This is a genomic window from Streptomyces xingningensis (assembly GCF_054957865.1).
The window spans coordinates 55,385-69,793 of the sequence record NZ_JBDJPF010000025.1; the positions used below are offsets into that span (position 1 = coordinate 55,385).

Annotated in this window: 13 protein-coding genes; 7 read left to right on the forward strand and 6 right to left on the reverse strand. The window is 71.5% G+C overall.

Going from position 1 to position 14,409, the window contains the following annotated elements; all coding sequences use genetic code 11:
* Window positions 1–7: 7 nt before the first annotated feature.
* From ABCR83_RS15425 to ABCR83_RS15445, 5 genes are read left to right on the forward strand one after another with little or no spacing between them, the layout of a single operon-like run.
* On the forward strand, window positions 8–1,795 hold the full coding sequence (locus tag ABCR83_RS15425; RefSeq protein ID WP_462695565.1) for an IucA/IucC family protein: 1,788 nt from the start codon (window positions 8–10) through the stop codon (window positions 1,793–1,795).
* Window positions 1,792–3,168: a lysine N(6)-hydroxylase/L-ornithine N(5)-oxygenase family protein gene (locus ABCR83_RS15430; protein WP_462695566.1), complete on the forward strand. Its 1,377-nt coding sequence runs from the start codon at window positions 1,792–1,794 to the stop codon at window positions 3,166–3,168. Before ABCR83_RS15425 ends, ABCR83_RS15430 begins: the two co-directional genes overlap by 4 nt.
* Window positions 3,165–4,478 (forward strand): MFS transporter, encoded by a 1,314-nt coding sequence (locus ABCR83_RS15435; RefSeq protein ID WP_462695567.1) that lies wholly within the window; start codon window positions 3,165–3,167, stop codon window positions 4,476–4,478. The genes ABCR83_RS15430 and ABCR83_RS15435 overlap by 4 nt, the downstream gene beginning before the upstream one ends.
* Window positions 4,475–6,271 carry an IucA/IucC family protein gene (locus ABCR83_RS15440; RefSeq protein WP_462695568.1) on the forward strand — a complete coding sequence of 599 codons (1,797 nt, stop codon included), beginning with the start codon at window positions 4,475–4,477 and terminating at the stop codon, window positions 6,269–6,271. Before ABCR83_RS15435 ends, ABCR83_RS15440 begins: the two co-directional genes overlap by 4 nt.
* Before the next feature lie 2 nt (window positions 6,272–6,273).
* Window positions 6,274–7,644 carry a glutamine synthetase family protein gene (locus tag ABCR83_RS15445; RefSeq protein ID WP_462695569.1) on the forward strand — a complete coding sequence of 457 codons (1,371 nt, stop codon included), beginning with the start codon at window positions 6,274–6,276 and terminating at the stop codon, window positions 7,642–7,644.
* Window positions 7,645–7,829: 185 nt separating this feature from the next.
* On the opposite strand, the gene ABCR83_RS15450 is transcribed toward ABCR83_RS15445, so the two are convergent.
* Genes ABCR83_RS15450 through ABCR83_RS15470 form a run of 5 tightly spaced genes read right to left on the reverse strand, consistent with a single transcriptional unit; the run spans window position 7,830 to window position 12,487 of the window.
* Window positions 7,830–8,852: a LacI family DNA-binding transcriptional regulator gene (locus ABCR83_RS15450; RefSeq protein WP_462695570.1), complete on the reverse strand. Its 1,023-nt coding sequence runs from the start codon at window positions 8,850–8,852 to the stop codon at window positions 7,830–7,832.
* Window positions 8,853–8,861: 9 nt separating this feature from the next.
* Window positions 8,862–9,569 carry a nucleoside/nucleotide kinase family protein gene (locus ABCR83_RS15455; RefSeq protein ID WP_462695571.1) on the reverse strand — a complete coding sequence of 236 codons (708 nt, stop codon included), beginning with the start codon at window positions 9,567–9,569 and terminating at the stop codon, window positions 8,862–8,864.
* On the reverse strand, window positions 9,566–10,456 hold the full coding sequence (locus ABCR83_RS15460; protein WP_462695572.1) for an ATP-binding cassette domain-containing protein: 891 nt from the start codon (window positions 10,454–10,456) through the stop codon (window positions 9,566–9,568). The genes ABCR83_RS15455 and ABCR83_RS15460 overlap by 4 nt, the downstream gene beginning before the upstream one ends.
* On the reverse strand, window positions 10,453–11,466 hold the full coding sequence (locus ABCR83_RS15465) for an ABC transporter permease (protein ID WP_462695573.1): 1,014 nt from the start codon (window positions 11,464–11,466) through the stop codon (window positions 10,453–10,455). Before ABCR83_RS15465 ends, ABCR83_RS15460 begins: the two co-directional genes overlap by 4 nt.
* 4 nt (window positions 11,467–11,470) lie before the next feature.
* Window positions 11,471–12,487, reverse strand: a complete 1,017-nt coding sequence (locus ABCR83_RS15470; RefSeq protein WP_462695574.1) for a substrate-binding domain-containing protein — start codon at window positions 12,485–12,487, stop codon at window positions 11,471–11,473.
* A gap of 223 nt (window positions 12,488–12,710) precedes the next feature.
* Here ABCR83_RS15470 and ABCR83_RS15475 point away from each other — a divergent pair, with 223 nt between their 5' ends.
* Complete coding sequence (locus tag ABCR83_RS15475; protein ID WP_462695575.1) at window positions 12,711–13,406, forward strand: ThiF family adenylyltransferase; 696 nt, start codon at window positions 12,711–12,713, stop codon at window positions 13,404–13,406.
* Between the two features lie 279 nt (window positions 13,407–13,685).
* Window positions 13,686–13,985 carry a hypothetical protein gene (locus ABCR83_RS15480; RefSeq protein WP_462695576.1) on the forward strand — a complete coding sequence of 100 codons (300 nt, stop codon included), beginning with the start codon at window positions 13,686–13,688 and terminating at the stop codon, window positions 13,983–13,985.
* 26 nt (window positions 13,986–14,011) lie between these two features.
* On the opposite strand, the gene ABCR83_RS15485 is transcribed toward ABCR83_RS15480, so the two are convergent.
* Complete coding sequence (locus ABCR83_RS15485; RefSeq protein ID WP_462695577.1) at window positions 14,012–14,404, reverse strand: DUF5997 family protein; 393 nt, start codon at window positions 14,402–14,404, stop codon at window positions 14,012–14,014.
* Between the last annotated feature and the right edge of the window lie 5 nt (window positions 14,405–14,409).

Genomic DNA, 14,409 nt, shown 5'->3' on the forward strand with positions numbered 1-14,409 from the left:
GTCCCCGATGACCCTCACCCCCGACCCGCCCGCGCCGACCGGGCCGGACCCTCTGGACCACCCCGACCCGGCGCGGGCCGCCGACTCGGCCGCCACCGAGACCCTGCTGCGCGCCTATGTCCGGGAGACGGCCACCGACGTCCCGCACAGCGGCCGGGAGTTGACGCTCGAGCTGCCCGCCAGCGGGCTGCGGCTCAGCGTTCCGGTGCGCTACCGCTCCGCCACCGGCCGGCACCGTTTCGGCGATCCGGCCGTCCTCGGTACCGGCCGGGCCGTCCCGCCGCCCGCCGATGTCACGCTGGTGGCCTCGGCGGCGATCCGGGAGTCCACCACCGGCCGTGGCCACCCGGCCCATCTGGGCTCGGACGCCGCCGGCCGGGTCCTCAACTCCGCCGCCCGCATCGCCGCCCATCTGACCGCGCGCCGCACCGAGCCCCCGGGCTCCGCGGGAGCGACTCCCTTCCTCGACGCCGAGCAGGCCCTCCTGCTGGGCCACCCCTTCCACCCGGCGCCCAAGAGCCGGGAGGAGGCCACCGAGTCCGAACTGGCGGCATACTCACCGGAGTTGCGCGGCTCCTTCCCGCTGCACTGGTTCGCCGCCCACCCCGGCATCGTGGCCGGGGAGAGCTGGAACGGCCGACCGGTCACCGAGCTGCTGGGCCCGCTGGCCGAGGGCGTCGACCGGCCGGCCGGAACCGTTCCGCTGCCGGCCCACCCCTGGCAGGCCCGGGAGGTCCTCAACCGGCCGGAGGTCCGAAAGCTGGTCGACGACGGGCTGCTGATTCCCCTCGGCCCCGGCGGCGCCCCCTGGCACCCGACGTCCTCGGTGCGCACCGTGCACCGCCCGGACGCCGAGGTGATGCTGAAGCTGTCGCTCGGCATGCGCATCACCAACTCCCGGCGCAACAACCTGCGCGGCGAGCTGCGCCTGGGCCTGGGCGCCGCCCGGCTGCTCGCCGCCGGACCGGCCGACTGGCTGCGCGCCGAGCACCCTCGCTTCACGGTCCTGCGGGACTTCGCCTGGGTCTCCGCCGGAACCTCCGGCGCGGAAACCGGACTTGAGACCGCCATCCGCGACAACCCGTTCCGTGGCGGCGCCCGCGAAGGACTGTGCGTGGCCGGCCTGCTGGCCGAGCGCACCGGCCCCGGCGACGGAACCGCCCCGCGCCACCGCTCGCTGCTCGCCGAGGCCGTGGCACGCGCCGCCCGCTCGCACGGCGTGACCGTCGCCGAAGCGGCCGCCCGCTGGCTGGAGCGCTACCTCGAGGTCCTCGCGGTACCCCTCATCCGGCTCCAGGCACGCTATGGCATCGCGCTCGAACCGCACCACCAGAACACCCTGGTCGCCCTCGGCGAGGACGGCCTGCCGCTGGCCGGCTGGTACCGCGACAGCCAGGGCTACTACCTCGCCCGGTCCCGGGCCGCCGAGATCGAGCGGCTGCTGCCCGGGGTCACGGACGGCGTGGAACTCGTCTTCGACGACGCCTTCGTCGACGAACGGGTCGGCTACTACCTCGGGATCGGCAACCTGTTCGGCCTCATCGGTTCGATGGGCGCCCAGGGGCTGGCCGAGGAGCACGCCCTGCTGCGCGTCCTCGGCGCCCGGCTGGAGCGGCTGCGCGCCACCGAGCCCGGCGCCAGGACGCTGCTGGACCTGCTCCTGGACGCACCGGTGCTGCGCTGCAAGGGCAACTACCTCACCTGCGTGGACGGGCTCGACGAACTCGTCGGCGACGTACACACCCAGTCCGTCTACATCGACCTTCCCAATCCCCTCGCGGAGGCCCGGCGTTGAACGCGCACACCCCCTATGACCTCGTCGGTGTCGGCGTCGGCCCGTTCAACCTGTCGCTGGCCGCCCTCGCGGACGGCGTGCCGGACCTGAACGCCCTGTTCCTGGACGCCAAGCCGGCCTTCTCCTGGCATCCCGGTCTGCTCATGGAGGGCACCACCCTCCAAGTGCCCTTCCTCGCCGACCTGGTGACCATGGCCGACCCCACCAGCCCCTGGTCATATCTGAACTACCTGCGGTCCCACGACCGGATGTTCCCCTTCTTCTTCTCCGAGCGCTTCCTCATCCCGCGCCGCGAGTACGACCACTACTGCCGCTGGGTCGCCGAACGGCTTCCCTCCTGCCGGTTCGACGCCGAGGTCACCACCGTCGACTGGGACCGGGCGTCCGGTGCCTTCGCGGTGAGCCACCGCGGTGCCGACGGCACCGCAACCCGGGTGCTGGCCCGCCAGGTCGTCCTCGGCGTCGGCACCAACCCCGTGGTGCCCGAACCGCTGCGGCCGCTGCTGACGGACGGACACCGGGGCAGGGTGCTGCACAGCGCCGACTACCGCACCCACCGGGAGTCCCTGGCCGGCGCCGAGGACGTCACCGTCATCGGGGCCGGGCAGTCCGGCGCCGAGGTCGTGCTGGACCTCATCCGCCGGCAGGACGGCCAGGGCCGGGGCGGGCCGTTCACCCGCTGGCTGGCCCGTACTCCCGCGTTCGCACCGATGGAGTACTCCAAGATCGGCCTCGAGCACTTCACCCCCGACTACATCCGCTACTTCCGCGCCCTGCCCGAGGAGCGCCGCGAACACCTGGTGCGCGAACAGTGGCAGCTCTACAAGGGCGTCAGCTCCGAGACGCTCGGCGAGATCCACGACGAGCTGTACGAGCGGACCATCGGCGGCGGCCGTCCCCGCGCGGACCTGCACCCCGGCGTCGAGCTGCACGCCGTCCGCCCGGACGGCGACGGCTATCTGCTGACCTGCCGACACGGCCGGCAGGACGGCGAGTTCACCTTCCGCACCTCCGCGATCGTCGCCGCCACCGGCTACGCGGCCACCCGCCCGGCGTTCCTGGACACCATGAGCGACCTGGTGGACTGGGACGACCGGCAGCGCTACCGGGTCGACGGCGAATACCGGGTCGCTCTCGACCCGCGCGTCGGCGGCACGCTCTACGTCCAGAATGCCGAGATGCACACGCATGGCGTGGGCGCCCCGGATCTCACGCTGGGCGCCTGGCGCGCGGCGAAGATCCTCAATGCGGTCTGCGGGCGGGCCGTGCTGCCCGTCCCCGAGCGGGCCGCCTGGACGACCTTCGGTGCGCCGGAGAGCGCGGAGCCGCCCGCCGGGGCGCCTCGTCAGGACCCCATCGGGACGTACCGGTGACCGCAGTCCGGCAGGCCGCGCAAGCGGCCCCCGAGCGGTCGCGGCTGCCGCTGCGGGCCGTCCTGATCGCGGTGATCGCGCTCTATCTCATCGCCGAGACCGCGCTCGCCCCCTTCCTGCCCCAGCTGCTCGAGCGCCTCTATGGCATCGACGACCCCGGGGCCACGGGCCTGTATCTGTGGGTCTGCCGGATCGTCGGGCTGATCGCGCTGCCGCTGTGGGGACTGGCGGCCCGCCACCGCCCGCTGCACCAGCTGGTGGTGACCGGGCTGTGCTCGGCGGCCGTGGTGGATGTCCTGCTGGGCTTCGCCCCCGGCTACGCCGCCTTCACCGCCCTGTCGGCGGCCTCGGTGGCCGCCAACGCCGCGCTGCTGCTGGCCTATCCGGCCTTCATCGCCGAGCACACCCGCAAGGCGGCCGGGGGGCAGCACGACGCCGAGCACGCCGAACTGGCCGCCGTGCGCTCCATCGTCCTCGTCTTCCATGTGGCGGCGGTGGCGGCCACCCTGGTGGGGGCGGGCGTGCTCGCCCTGCCCGATCCCCGGCTGGGTGTCTCGGCGTTCGCGGTGGTCGACGTGGTCCTGGCCGTGCTGATCGTGCGCGTCCTGCGCAGGCTGCCGCCGGCCCGGAGGAAGCCCGCCGCCGTCCCCGCGCGGCAGACACGCGGGCGCCGGTGGTGGCTGCTGCTGGCGCAGGCCGCCGTGATCGGCGTCGCCTTCGACTTCGCCGTCGCGGTGGCCCGTCCGTTCTTCACCGAGTTCGCCGAGGGGCTGGGCAGCGGGTCCGCCGGCGGTGCCGTGCTGTTCTTCCTGCCCAGCGTGGCCGCGCTGACGGTGCTGCCGGCCGCTCGCTGGTGCCATGACCGGTTCGGTCACCGGCTGCTGCCGGTGGCGGCCGTGGTGTGCGCGGCCGGGTTCGGCTGGCAGTACACGGCCGACGGGCTGCCGGCGCTGGTGTGCGGCCGGATGCTGGCAGGCCTGGGGCTGGGACTGGCCCAAGTGGCGGTGGAAATGCGGATGTTCACCTCCACGGGCACGGCCGGGCCCGCGTTCACCGCCGTGGAGACCGTGCGATCGGCCGGCCTGCTCGCCGCTCCCCTGGTCTCCGCGGCCGCCGTCTCCCACGACCTCGCTCTCCCCCTGACGATCGCCGCGGTGGCCCTGGGGTGCGTCGCCGCGGCCTCCCTGCCCAAGGCCGCGACCGCGACCGCCACGGCCCGGCCGGCCACCGCGCCGGCCCCCGCCGAACCATCCGCCCCCGCCGAACCACCCGTCCCCGTCACTGTCCCCGCCAAGGAGTACGACCGATGAACGCCACCCGAGACACCTGGGCCGAGGCAGGACGCCGACTGCTGGTCAAGGCCGTCGAGGAATTCGCCTACGAGGAGCTGCTGACCCCCGAGCCGGACCGGACGGCCGGTGCCGGCGCCTACCGCCTGGACTTCGCCGACGGTGTCCACTGGACGTTCCGCGCCGCACGCGGCACCTTCGGAACCTGGCGGCTGGCCGCCGCGCCCGTACGCCACCCGGCTCCCGAGGATGGTGCGGCGGGGCCGGAGCGCTTCCTGCTCGACGCCCGGGCCGTGCTCGGCTGGGACGGCCCCACCACCGCCGAGGTGCTGCGCGAGCTGACCGCCACCCGGCGTGTCGACGCCGAGTCGCTCTCCCGCGCGCTGCCCGCGTCCGCCCTGGCCGACCTGGACCATCTGGGCCTGGAGGCACACCAGGACGGGCATCCGTGCATGCTGCTCAACAAGGGCCGCCTCGGCTTCTCCGCCGCCGACTCGACGGCCTACTCCCCCGAGACCGCCGGTGCCGTCCGCCTGATCTGGGCGGCCGTGCACCGTGGCCTCGCCGCGTACTCGGGCGTTCCGGGACTCGACGCCCGGACGCTGCTGAGCGAGGAGCTGGACGACGCGGTCCGCGACCGCTTCACCGGCGTGCTGGAGAAGGCGTGCGCGGAAGGCCCGTACCCGGCCTCCGATTTCGCCTGGCTGCCCGTCCACCCCTTCCACTGGGACGAGGCCGTGGAGACCCTGTTCGCCCCGTACCTCGCCGAGGGCCGGATCGTCAGGCTCGGCGAGAGCCCGGACCGCTACCGCCCGCTCCAGTCGATCCGCACCCTCGCCAACCTCGACCACCCGCACCGGCGCAATGTCAAGGTGCCCCTCCTCATCCGCAACACCCTGGTGTGGCGCGGCCTTTCGACGGAGCCCACGCACGCCGCCCCGGACGTCAGCTCCTGGCTCCACGGCCTGCGCGCCGACGACCCCTACCTCCGCGACGAACTGCGCTTCCACCCGCTCGGCGAGGTCGCCGCCGTATCCGTGAGCCACCCGCTGTACGAGTCGGTCGAGGACGCGCCCTACCGCTATCACGAACTGCTCGGCGCGGTCTGGCGCGAGCCGGTGGGCGCCCTGCTCGGCGAAGGGGAGCGGGCCCGCACCATGGCCGCCCTGCTGAAGGTCGGCTCCGACGGCCGGGCCCTGGTCACCGAGCTGGTGGGCCGCTCCGGCCGGCGGCCGCAGGAGTGGCTGGCCGCCTTCCTGTCGGCGCTGCTGCCCGGGCTGCTGCACCACCTCTACCGCTATGGCGTGGCCTTCTGCCCGCACGGCGAGAACACCGTCGTCCTGTACGACGCCGAGGACAACCCCATCGGCATCGCCGTCAAGGACTTCGCCGAGGACGTCAACCTGCTGCCCGGCGACCACCCCCAGTACGCCGCGCTGTCCGAGCGCGCCGATCGCGTCCTGCTGCGCTGGCCCGCCCACGAGCTGGCCCACTCCCTGCTCAGCGCCGTCTTCGCGGGGCACTTCCGGTTCTTCGCCCCGCTGCTCGCCGAGCATCTGGACATCCCGGAGGACACCTTCTGGTCCATGGTCCGCACGGAGATCGGCCGTTACCACGACCGCTTCCCCGAACTCGGCGACCGCTTCGCGGACTTCGGCCTGCTGGCACCCGATTTCGACCGGGTCGCCCTCAACCGGGAGCAGCTGCTGGGCGGCGGCTTCCACGACCGCTCCGAGCGCGACGAGGGCTTTGACGTCGTGCACGGCCGGATCACCAACCCGCTCGCCGCCGTCTCCCCCGAGGATCAGAAGTGACCATGCCCCACTCCCCTCACGAGTCCCGCTACGCGCAGCTGCGCGCCGAAGCCGAGGCCGGACGCCTGGAGGAGGTCATCGTCGCGGTGCCCGACCTCCAGGGCCGGCTGCAGGGCAGCCGGCTGTCGGCGGCCCACTTCCTCGACGAGGCGGCCGAGCAGGGCTTCAGCGCCTGCGTCTACCTGCTGGCGACGGACGTCGAGATGGAGACCGGCCCCGGCTACGCCATCGACGCCTGGAACACCGGCTTCGGCGACTTCCTCCTCCGCCCCGACCCGGACACCGTGCGCCTTCCCGGCTGGGACCCCGGCACCGCCCTGGTCCTGGCCGACGCCACCTGGCCGGGCGGAGAGCCGGTGCGGGTCGCACCCCGCCGGATCCTGCGCGAGCAGCTCGACCGGCTCGCGGCGCACGGCCTGACCGCCTTCGCCGGGACCGAGCTGGAGTTCCTGGCCTTCGGCGACTCGTACCGACAGGCCTGGGAGCGCCGCTACCACGGCCTGGAGACCGCAACCCGCTACAACGTCGACTACTCCCTCCAGGGTTTGCACGACATGGAGCCGCTGCTCCGCCGCATCCGCCGGGAGATGGCCCGGGCGGGGCTGCGGATGGAGACCGCGCGGGGAGAGGTCCACCCCGGGCAGTACGAGATCGTCTTCCGCTATGACGAGGCGATGAAGACCTGCGACAACCATGTGTTCTTCAAGAACGGCGTCAAGCAGCTGGCCGCCGGGGAGGGACGCGCCGTCACCTTTATGCCCAAGTTCGACGAGGGTGAGGGCAATTCCTGCCATATCCACCTGTCGTTGCGCGGTACCGACGGCTCGGCCGTCCTCGCCGACCCGGCGGCCGACGACGGCATGTCCGGCCTCATGCGGCACTTCATCGCCGGGCAGCTGGCCTGTCTGGCCGACTTCACCCTGCTGATGGCCCCCAACATCAACTCCTATAAGCGGCTTCGCCCCGGAGCGTTCGCCCCGACCGGGATCGGGTGGGGCCGCGACAACCGCACCTGCCCCGTGCGGGTCGTCGGCGACGGGCACTCCCTGCGCATCGAGCACCGGGTGCCCGGTGGCGACGCCAACCCCTATCTGGCGGTGGCCGCCGCGGTGGCGGCCGGCCTGTACGGCATCGAGAACGAGCTGCCGCTGCCGGCCCCGCACGGCTCCAATGCCCTGGCCGACCCCTCCGTGCCCCGGCTGCCCGCCACGCTCACCGCGGCGCTGCACCGGTGGGAGAACAGCGACATCGCCGCGAAGGCCTTCGGCCAGGACGTGGTGGGCCATCTCGCGCGAGCGGCCAGGGCCGAGCTGGAGTCGTTCGAGAGCGCGGTCACCGACTGGGAGCGGGTACGGGGATTCGAGCGGCTCTGACCGCTCACACCCGGTAGCGGCCGGGGGGCCGGCCCGGCTGCTGTCCAAATGGCCCGCCAGATCGCCCGCGCCCACAATGCCGAACTCACCGCCGAACAGGCACCGGGCGGCGGGGCGCGCTTCCGGCTGCGCTTTCCCCTGCGGGGAGACGGCATCCGCTGACGAGCCCGCCCGGTCTGTGGTTCTCAGGCGGGACAGCCACAGGATTCGCGGTGGACGAACGTCGGGTTGATGGTGATTTTGCGCGGCGGCAGGCTGGGGGTGCCGAGCCTGGACAGGGCCATGGAGACGGCTTGTTCGCCGATGGACAGGGCGGGCTGGGCGATGGCGGTGAGCCGGGGGTGGAAGAGGTCGGCCCATTCGAAGTCGTCGAAGGAGACCAGGGCCATGTCCCGGGGGATGCTGACACCGGCGGCGCGCAGGGCGCGCATGGCGCCGATCGTCATGCGGTTGTTCCCGGCGACGAGCGCGGTGGGGGGTTCGGGCAGGGCAAGGAGCCGGTTGACCGCGGTGTGGGCGCCTTCTTCGCTGGAGTCGCCGCTGACTTCGTAGTGGGGAACGGCGTCGATGCCGTTGCGGCGCAGGCCCAGTTGATAGCCGAGCCGGCGTTCGCCGGTGGTGGTGAGCCCTTCGCGTCCGGTGATCACGGCGATGCGGGTGTGCCCGATGGAGGCGAGGTGGTCGACGAGGGCCGCGGTGGGTTCGGTGTTGTCCACGGCGATCTGGTCGACGGCCGCGGTGACAAAGCGGTCGATGACGACGACGGGGATGTCGACCTGGCCGGCGTAGCGGATGGCCTGCGCCCCGTCTCCGGAGGGGGCCAGGAGGATGGCGCTGACCCTGCGGCGCAGGAGTTCGCTGACGGCTTTGATCTCCGCGTCGCGTTCGTCATGGGTGTCGGCGAGGAGCAGGGAGTACCCGGCGGCGGACGCATGGCGGTCGATGCCGTGGACGACATTGCTGAAGTAGGGATTGGACAGGGCGGACATGGCCAGGCCTATGGTGCCGTAGCCGGTGTTGTCCAGGGCGCGGGCGACGGCGTCGGGGACGTATCCGACGGCGGCGACGGCGTCCAGGACACTGCGTGCCGTTGCGGCGGCAACGGGCCTGGTTTTGTTGAGCACATGAGAGACGGTGGAGACGGACACCCCCGCCCGCCGGGCGACATCGGACATGGTGGGCGTCTGTCGGGGTGCTCTGCCTGGCATGTCCGGATCTTATCGGGCTGTGTTTCGGGCTTCGCCGAGGGTGAGGTCGGCGCGGGAGGCGGTGCTCCGGATCAGGGCGCTGGTGCGTTCGTCGACGCCGCAGGCCTTGGCGTGGGCGGCCTCGGGGGTGAAGCCATAGCTGATGTAGCGGCGGATGAGCCGCTCCTGCCGGGCCTGCGGTGCGGCGTCGAGGAACCAGGCTTCGGCGAGTTGGCTCTTGACCTGCTCCCAGGGCTGCCGGGTGGAGAGCAGGAAGTTGCCGTCGACGATGACCAGGCGGTGCTGCGGGGCGACTTCGATCGCTCCGGCCACGGGTTCTTCGAGGTCGCGCCGGAATTCGGGCCACCAGACGCTGTGTGTCGGTTCCTGGCGGGTGCGCTGGAGCAGGGCGAGGAAGCCATGGGCGTCAAAGGTGTCGATCGCCCCCTTGCTGGCCCCCTGCCCTCGGGCGTCGATCACCTTCTGGGCCAGGTGGAAACCGTCCATCGACACCGCCACGGCCAGCCCCGGCTGTTGGGCTTCCACTCCGGCCAGGAGCTGCTGGGCGAGGGTGGACTTGCCCGCCCCGGGCTCCCCGACGATGCCCAGGAGTACGCGCCGGGCGCGGGCCAGGTCCAGGGCGCGCCGGGTGAGCGTGTCCAGCGAGGGCTGCGCATAGAGCGTCGCCGCGCACGGGGTGCCCGCCTGGGCGAGCCGGTTGTTGTCGCTGATGGTCATCGGGACAGCTCCGCGGTGTCGTGCGGAGCGCTCTCGTCCTCCGCCATGGATCGCACGGTGCTCTCGCGCAGCGTGCCGTCCTCGTTCATCTGCAGCGCGCCGGTCATCAGTCCCACGACCTCCGTCATCGAGCATGCCTTGGGGTCGACGAGGGCGGTGCGCCGTCCGAGCCGGTGGACATGGATGCGGTCGGCGATCTCGAAGACCTGGGGCATGTCGTGGCTGATGAGCACGACGGGGACTCCCCGGTCACGGATGCGGGCGATGAGATCCAGGACTTGGCGGGATTCGCGCACGCCCAGGGCGGCCGTCGGCTCGTCCATGATGATCATGCGGGTGCCGAACATGGCGGCCCGGGCGACGGCCACGGCCTGTCGTTGGCCGCCGGAGAGGGTGCCGACGAGCTGGGTGATGTCCTGGATGGTGGCGATGCCGAGCTGGTCGAGCTGTTCGGCGGCCCGGGTGCGCATGCCCTTGTGGTCGAGCATGCGCAGCACGGAGCCGAGCGCACCGGGCCGGCGCAGGGGGCGGCCCAGGAAGAGGTTGGTGGCGATGTCCATCTGCGGGGCGACGGCGAGGGTCTGGTAGACGGTCTCGATGCCCGCGGCGCGTGCGTCGCGGGGGCCGTGGAAGTGGACGGGTTTTCCGTCCAGTTCGATGGTTCCGGCGTCGGGGATGAGGGCGCCGGTGAGGGCCTTGATGAGGCTGGACTTGCCGGCGCCGTTGTCGCCGACGACGGCCAGGACCTCGCCGGCCCGGACCTCGAAGTCGGATTCGCGGATCGCCACGACGTTGCCGTAGCGCTTGACGAGTCCACCGGCGCGCATCACCACCTCGGTGCCGTGTTCGGCGGGCGGCTTCGGTGTCGTGTCCGGCTGGTGGTTCATGTGGCCCTCCTGCGGACGACACGGTCGACGGCGACGGCGGCGATGACGAGAATGCCGGTGGCGACCTGCTGGTAGAGGCTGTCGATGCCGGCCTGGGTCAGTCCATTGGCCAGCACGGTGACGACCAGGGCGCCGAGCACGGTGCCGGGGATGCCGCCGCGGCCGCCGAAGAGGCTGGTGCCGCCGATGACGACGGCGGTGATGCTGTCGAGGTTGCCGGTCTGGAAGGCGTTCGGGTCGGCGTTGGGGATGCGGCCGAGAGCCTGCCAGGCGGCGATGGCGTAGACGAATCCGGCCAGGACATACACGCTGAGCAGGGTGCGCCGGGTGTTGACGCCGGTGAGCCGGGCCGATTCCTCTTCGTCTCCGATGGCGTAGACATTGCGTCCCCAGGAGGTCTGGGTGAGCAGGAACCACAGGCCCACGGCGAGGATGAGCATCGCTCCCATGCCATAGGTGACTTCGATCCGTCCGAAGAGGTAGGAGCGCTCGCCCAGGAACGTCAGCACCCCGGAGGGAACGGCGAAGCTCTCGCCGTTGGCGAACAGTTGGCTGGTGGCCGTCAGCACGCTGAGCACGCCGAGGGTGACAATGAACGGAGGCAGCCGAAGGCGGGTCACCAGTGTTCCGGACAGCGCTCCGATGGCCGTGCACAGGAGGATTCCGGCGACCAGGGCAAGGCCTCCCGGCAGGGAGTTCTGGCCCAGTTTGGCGATGATGAGGGTGCCCAGCACCATGGTGGCGGCGTTGGCCAGGTCGATGCCCGAGGTCAGGATGATGAGGGTCTGTCCCAGGGCGAGGGTGCCGATGACCAGGAACTGCTCAACGATCAGCGACCCGTTGTCGAGGGTGAAGAAGGTGTCGGTGGTCAGTGCGAACACGGCCACCGCCACGATCAGCGCGGCCAGCGGGCCGGCCGTCGTATGGGCCAGCGCACGGGAGAGGGCGTTCTTCGCCCCGGTCCTGCCGGGGAGGACTCCGACGGCAGGGGATGTCTGGGTGGCGGTCACGGTCTCAGCCCCAGCAGTTCTTCAGGCCCCAGGCGGTGTCCTTGGACGCCACGCCATCGGCAGGCTTGTCGGTGATCAGCTGGGAGCCGGTGTCGATGAACCCCTTGGGCTTGGTGCCGCTCTTGGCGTAGTCGGCGACCGCGTCGACGCCCATCTGCGCCATTTTCTGCGGGAATTGCATCACGGTCGCGGCGAACTTGCCGCCTTGGACATTGCGCACGCCCGTGCAGGAGCCGTCGATCGAACCGATCACCACACCCTTTTTCCCGCCCACCGCCTGGGCGGCGCCTGCGGCGGCGGGCTCATTGATGGTGTAGACGGCGTTGGCGTCGGGATTGCGCTGCAGCAGGTTCTCCATCGCCGTCTGCGCCTTGGTCTGATCGCCGTTGGTGACGGCGGTGCCCTTGATCCGAGGCGACTTCCCGTCCAGCCCGAAGCCCTCCAGGAAGCCCTTGTGGCGCAGGTCGTCCACCGTTGAACCGGGCGTGCCGTCCAGCAGCATCACCTGGGGCTCGCGCTGCCCCAGCGCGGCCTTGACGTACTTGCCCTGGGTGACGCCGGCGGCCTTGTTGTCGGTGGCGAAGGTGGCGTCCACCGCGTCCGGCGGCTCGGTCGCCGTGTCCAGGGCGATCACCACGACGCCTTTGGCGCGGGCCGCCTTGATGGCACCCAGGACACCCTGCGAGTTGCTGGGGGTGATCAGGATGCCCTTGACGTTCTGCGCCACCAGGTTGTTGATCGCATCGACCTGGCCCTGGTTGTCGCCGTCGAACTTGCCCGCCAGCGCGATCAGTTCGACCCCGCGTTTGTCCGCCTCGTTTTTGGCCGACTCACGCAGCTTGACGAAGTAGGGGTTGCTGTTGGTCTTGGTCACCAGCCCGACGGCCACCTTGCCGCCCGAGCCCTGGCCACCGCCGGATCCGCCACTCCTGGTGGAGGTGCAGCCAACCGCCAGCAGGGCCAGGCCCGTCACGGCGATGACCGACGCTCTGGCGGGAACACACAGACGCCGATGTCTCATGATCCGCTCCCTTCCACGGCGCAGATCGCCTTCGACCTGGCCGGTGCACGGCAACCTACCTGGCCGAAACCAGCCTGTATAGGCATTGCGCAAACCTTTGCGACACACTCCTGCATAACGTGATGTGAATCACATCAAAAACCCGTGGTGCGCGTGCTCGCGAATCAGGTGAAGCATGGACAGCGACAGAGGAGGTGCCCGGAAGTGGCCGTCAACATCGAACTTGAGGCGCTCGAAGAGCGGGTCGCGCTGGTCGCCGAGGAATTCCAGATGTACTACGAGGCTCGCGAACTGGCGGACGCCGAGTAGGAAACCGACAAGAAAAGCGGAAGCCCGGCTGCTGGATGACGGGGCGCGCGAATCCTCGGTCCTGAGCAGTGCCGAGTTCGAACGCTACGACCGGCAGCAACTCCAGTTCTCCGCCTATGAGACCCGGGGCGAACCGGGCTTCGTCTATTTCGTCAAGAGGACGGCCGAGGAGATCATTCACCGAGTCGCCTTCGAGCACCGCATCCCCATCATCGAGATCGCGGGCGATCCCTTCGACATCGCCGTCGGTCCGCTGTATCCCAATGACGGGACCGGCCCTTGTCTGCGCTGTGTGCGCCCGCAGATGCAGAAGCTCTGGTGGGGTGGCAGCGAAACGACATCCGCGCTGCGCAAGACCAATGTGCGGGCATCGCCGATCCGGAAGGTCAATGCCTGGCAGAGCGCGCCGTCGCTCAGCGCCATCGCGGGCCTGGCCGCCAATGAGGCGCTCAGGCTGGCCACCGGCTATACCGAGCCGGGCCTCGTCGGCAAGCGGCTCAACATCTCCCTGCAGTCCTATGCGACTTCGCCCGACGAGTTCACCCGGAACCCCGACTGTGCCTGGTGCGGGCAGGGGAACCGGAGCGTCGCCGACGACCGCACCGAGTGAGCACGCCCCTGCCACCTTCTCCTCGTCGCACCATGACCCGGCTGTCGGGCAGTTGACCCTGCTGGCCCGGGTCCGGGCGGTGCAGCGCATCGGCTATGCCGTCGGCGCGGGCATGGGGCCGCCGTGCTGTCGTGCGACCGGCGGGCGGTCACACCGGTGCCCTGGCCCTCGACGGGCTCACCTCGGCCTGTGTGGCGGCCTTTCAGGTCCCGGTGACCCGGCGCACCGCCGGCAGGCGCGGCGAGCCGGCCGGGCGCGGCCCTGGCGTCCCTGCTGGTCGTGGTGGCCGGCCTGGTCCATGTCGGGGGCGAGCTCTACTTCGTCGGTGCCCGGTGGGGCCTGTCCGTCGCGCTGATGGATTCCCGGCAGACCGGCGCCTATCAAGGCGCGGCGGCCACCGGCGAAGCCGCGGTCCAGGCCATCGGCCCCGCGGTCGTCTCGCCGGCGGTCGGCTCGTCCGGCGTCATCGGCCGGCTGCTGCTGGCGTCGGTGTTCGCCGCGGCAGGAGTGGTCACACCGCTGCTCGCCGGATGGGCCTGGCGCCGTACCCGACGGGTCCGTACCGCGGCCCGGTGCTGATGGCGGGAGGGCGGCCGGGGACGGTGTCAGCGGACCTGGTCGTCCCGCGCCGCGTTCTTCTCCTTGATGCGCACCGCTTCCTTGCGGACCTCGGCCTGGGTGGCGCGTTCCCGCTGCAGCCACTCGGGACTGTCCGTCTTCAGCGCGTCGATCTGCTCCGTGGTGAGCGCCTCGGTGACCCCGCCACGCGCGAGCCCCGAGATGGAGACGCCCAGCTTCGCCGCGACCACCGGCCGGGGGTGCGGGCCGTTGCGGCGCAGCTCCAGCAGCCACTGGGGCGGATCGGTCTGCAGCGCGTTCAACTCGGCCCGCGAGACGACACCCTCCCGGAACTCGGCGGGGGTGGCCTCGAGGTACACACCCAGCTTCTTCGCCGCGGTCGCGGGCTTCATCGTCTGGGTGGTCTGGTGCGACGTCATGATGT

Excerpts from the sequence above, each read along its gene's own strand:
- ABCR83_RS15440 (WP_462695568.1), top strand. The coding sequence starts at position 4,475 with ATGAACGCCACCCGAGACACCTGGGCCGAGGCAGGACGCCGACTGCTG.
- ABCR83_RS15425 (WP_462695565.1), top strand. The coding sequence starts at position 8 with ATGACCCTCACCCCCGACCCGCCCGCGCCGACCGGGCCGGACCCTCTG.
- ABCR83_RS15455 (WP_462695571.1), bottom strand. The coding sequence starts at position 9,569 with ATGACCATCAGCGACAACAACCGGCTCGCCCAGGCGGGCACCCCGTGC.
- ABCR83_RS15450 (WP_462695570.1), bottom strand. The coding sequence starts at position 8,852 with ATGCCAGGCAGAGCACCCCGACAGACGCCCACCATGTCCGATGTCGCC.
- ABCR83_RS15445 (WP_462695569.1), top strand. The coding sequence starts at position 6,274 with ATGCCCCACTCCCCTCACGAGTCCCGCTACGCGCAGCTGCGCGCCGAA.
- ABCR83_RS15460 (WP_462695572.1), bottom strand. The coding sequence starts at position 10,456 with ATGAACCACCAGCCGGACACGACACCGAAGCCGCCCGCCGAACACGGC.
- ABCR83_RS15485 (WP_462695577.1), bottom strand. The coding sequence starts at position 14,404 with ATGACGTCGCACCAGACCACCCAGACGATGAAGCCCGCGACCGCGGCG.
- ABCR83_RS15470 (WP_462695574.1), bottom strand. The coding sequence starts at position 12,487 with ATGAGACATCGGCGTCTGTGTGTTCCCGCCAGAGCGTCGGTCATCGCC.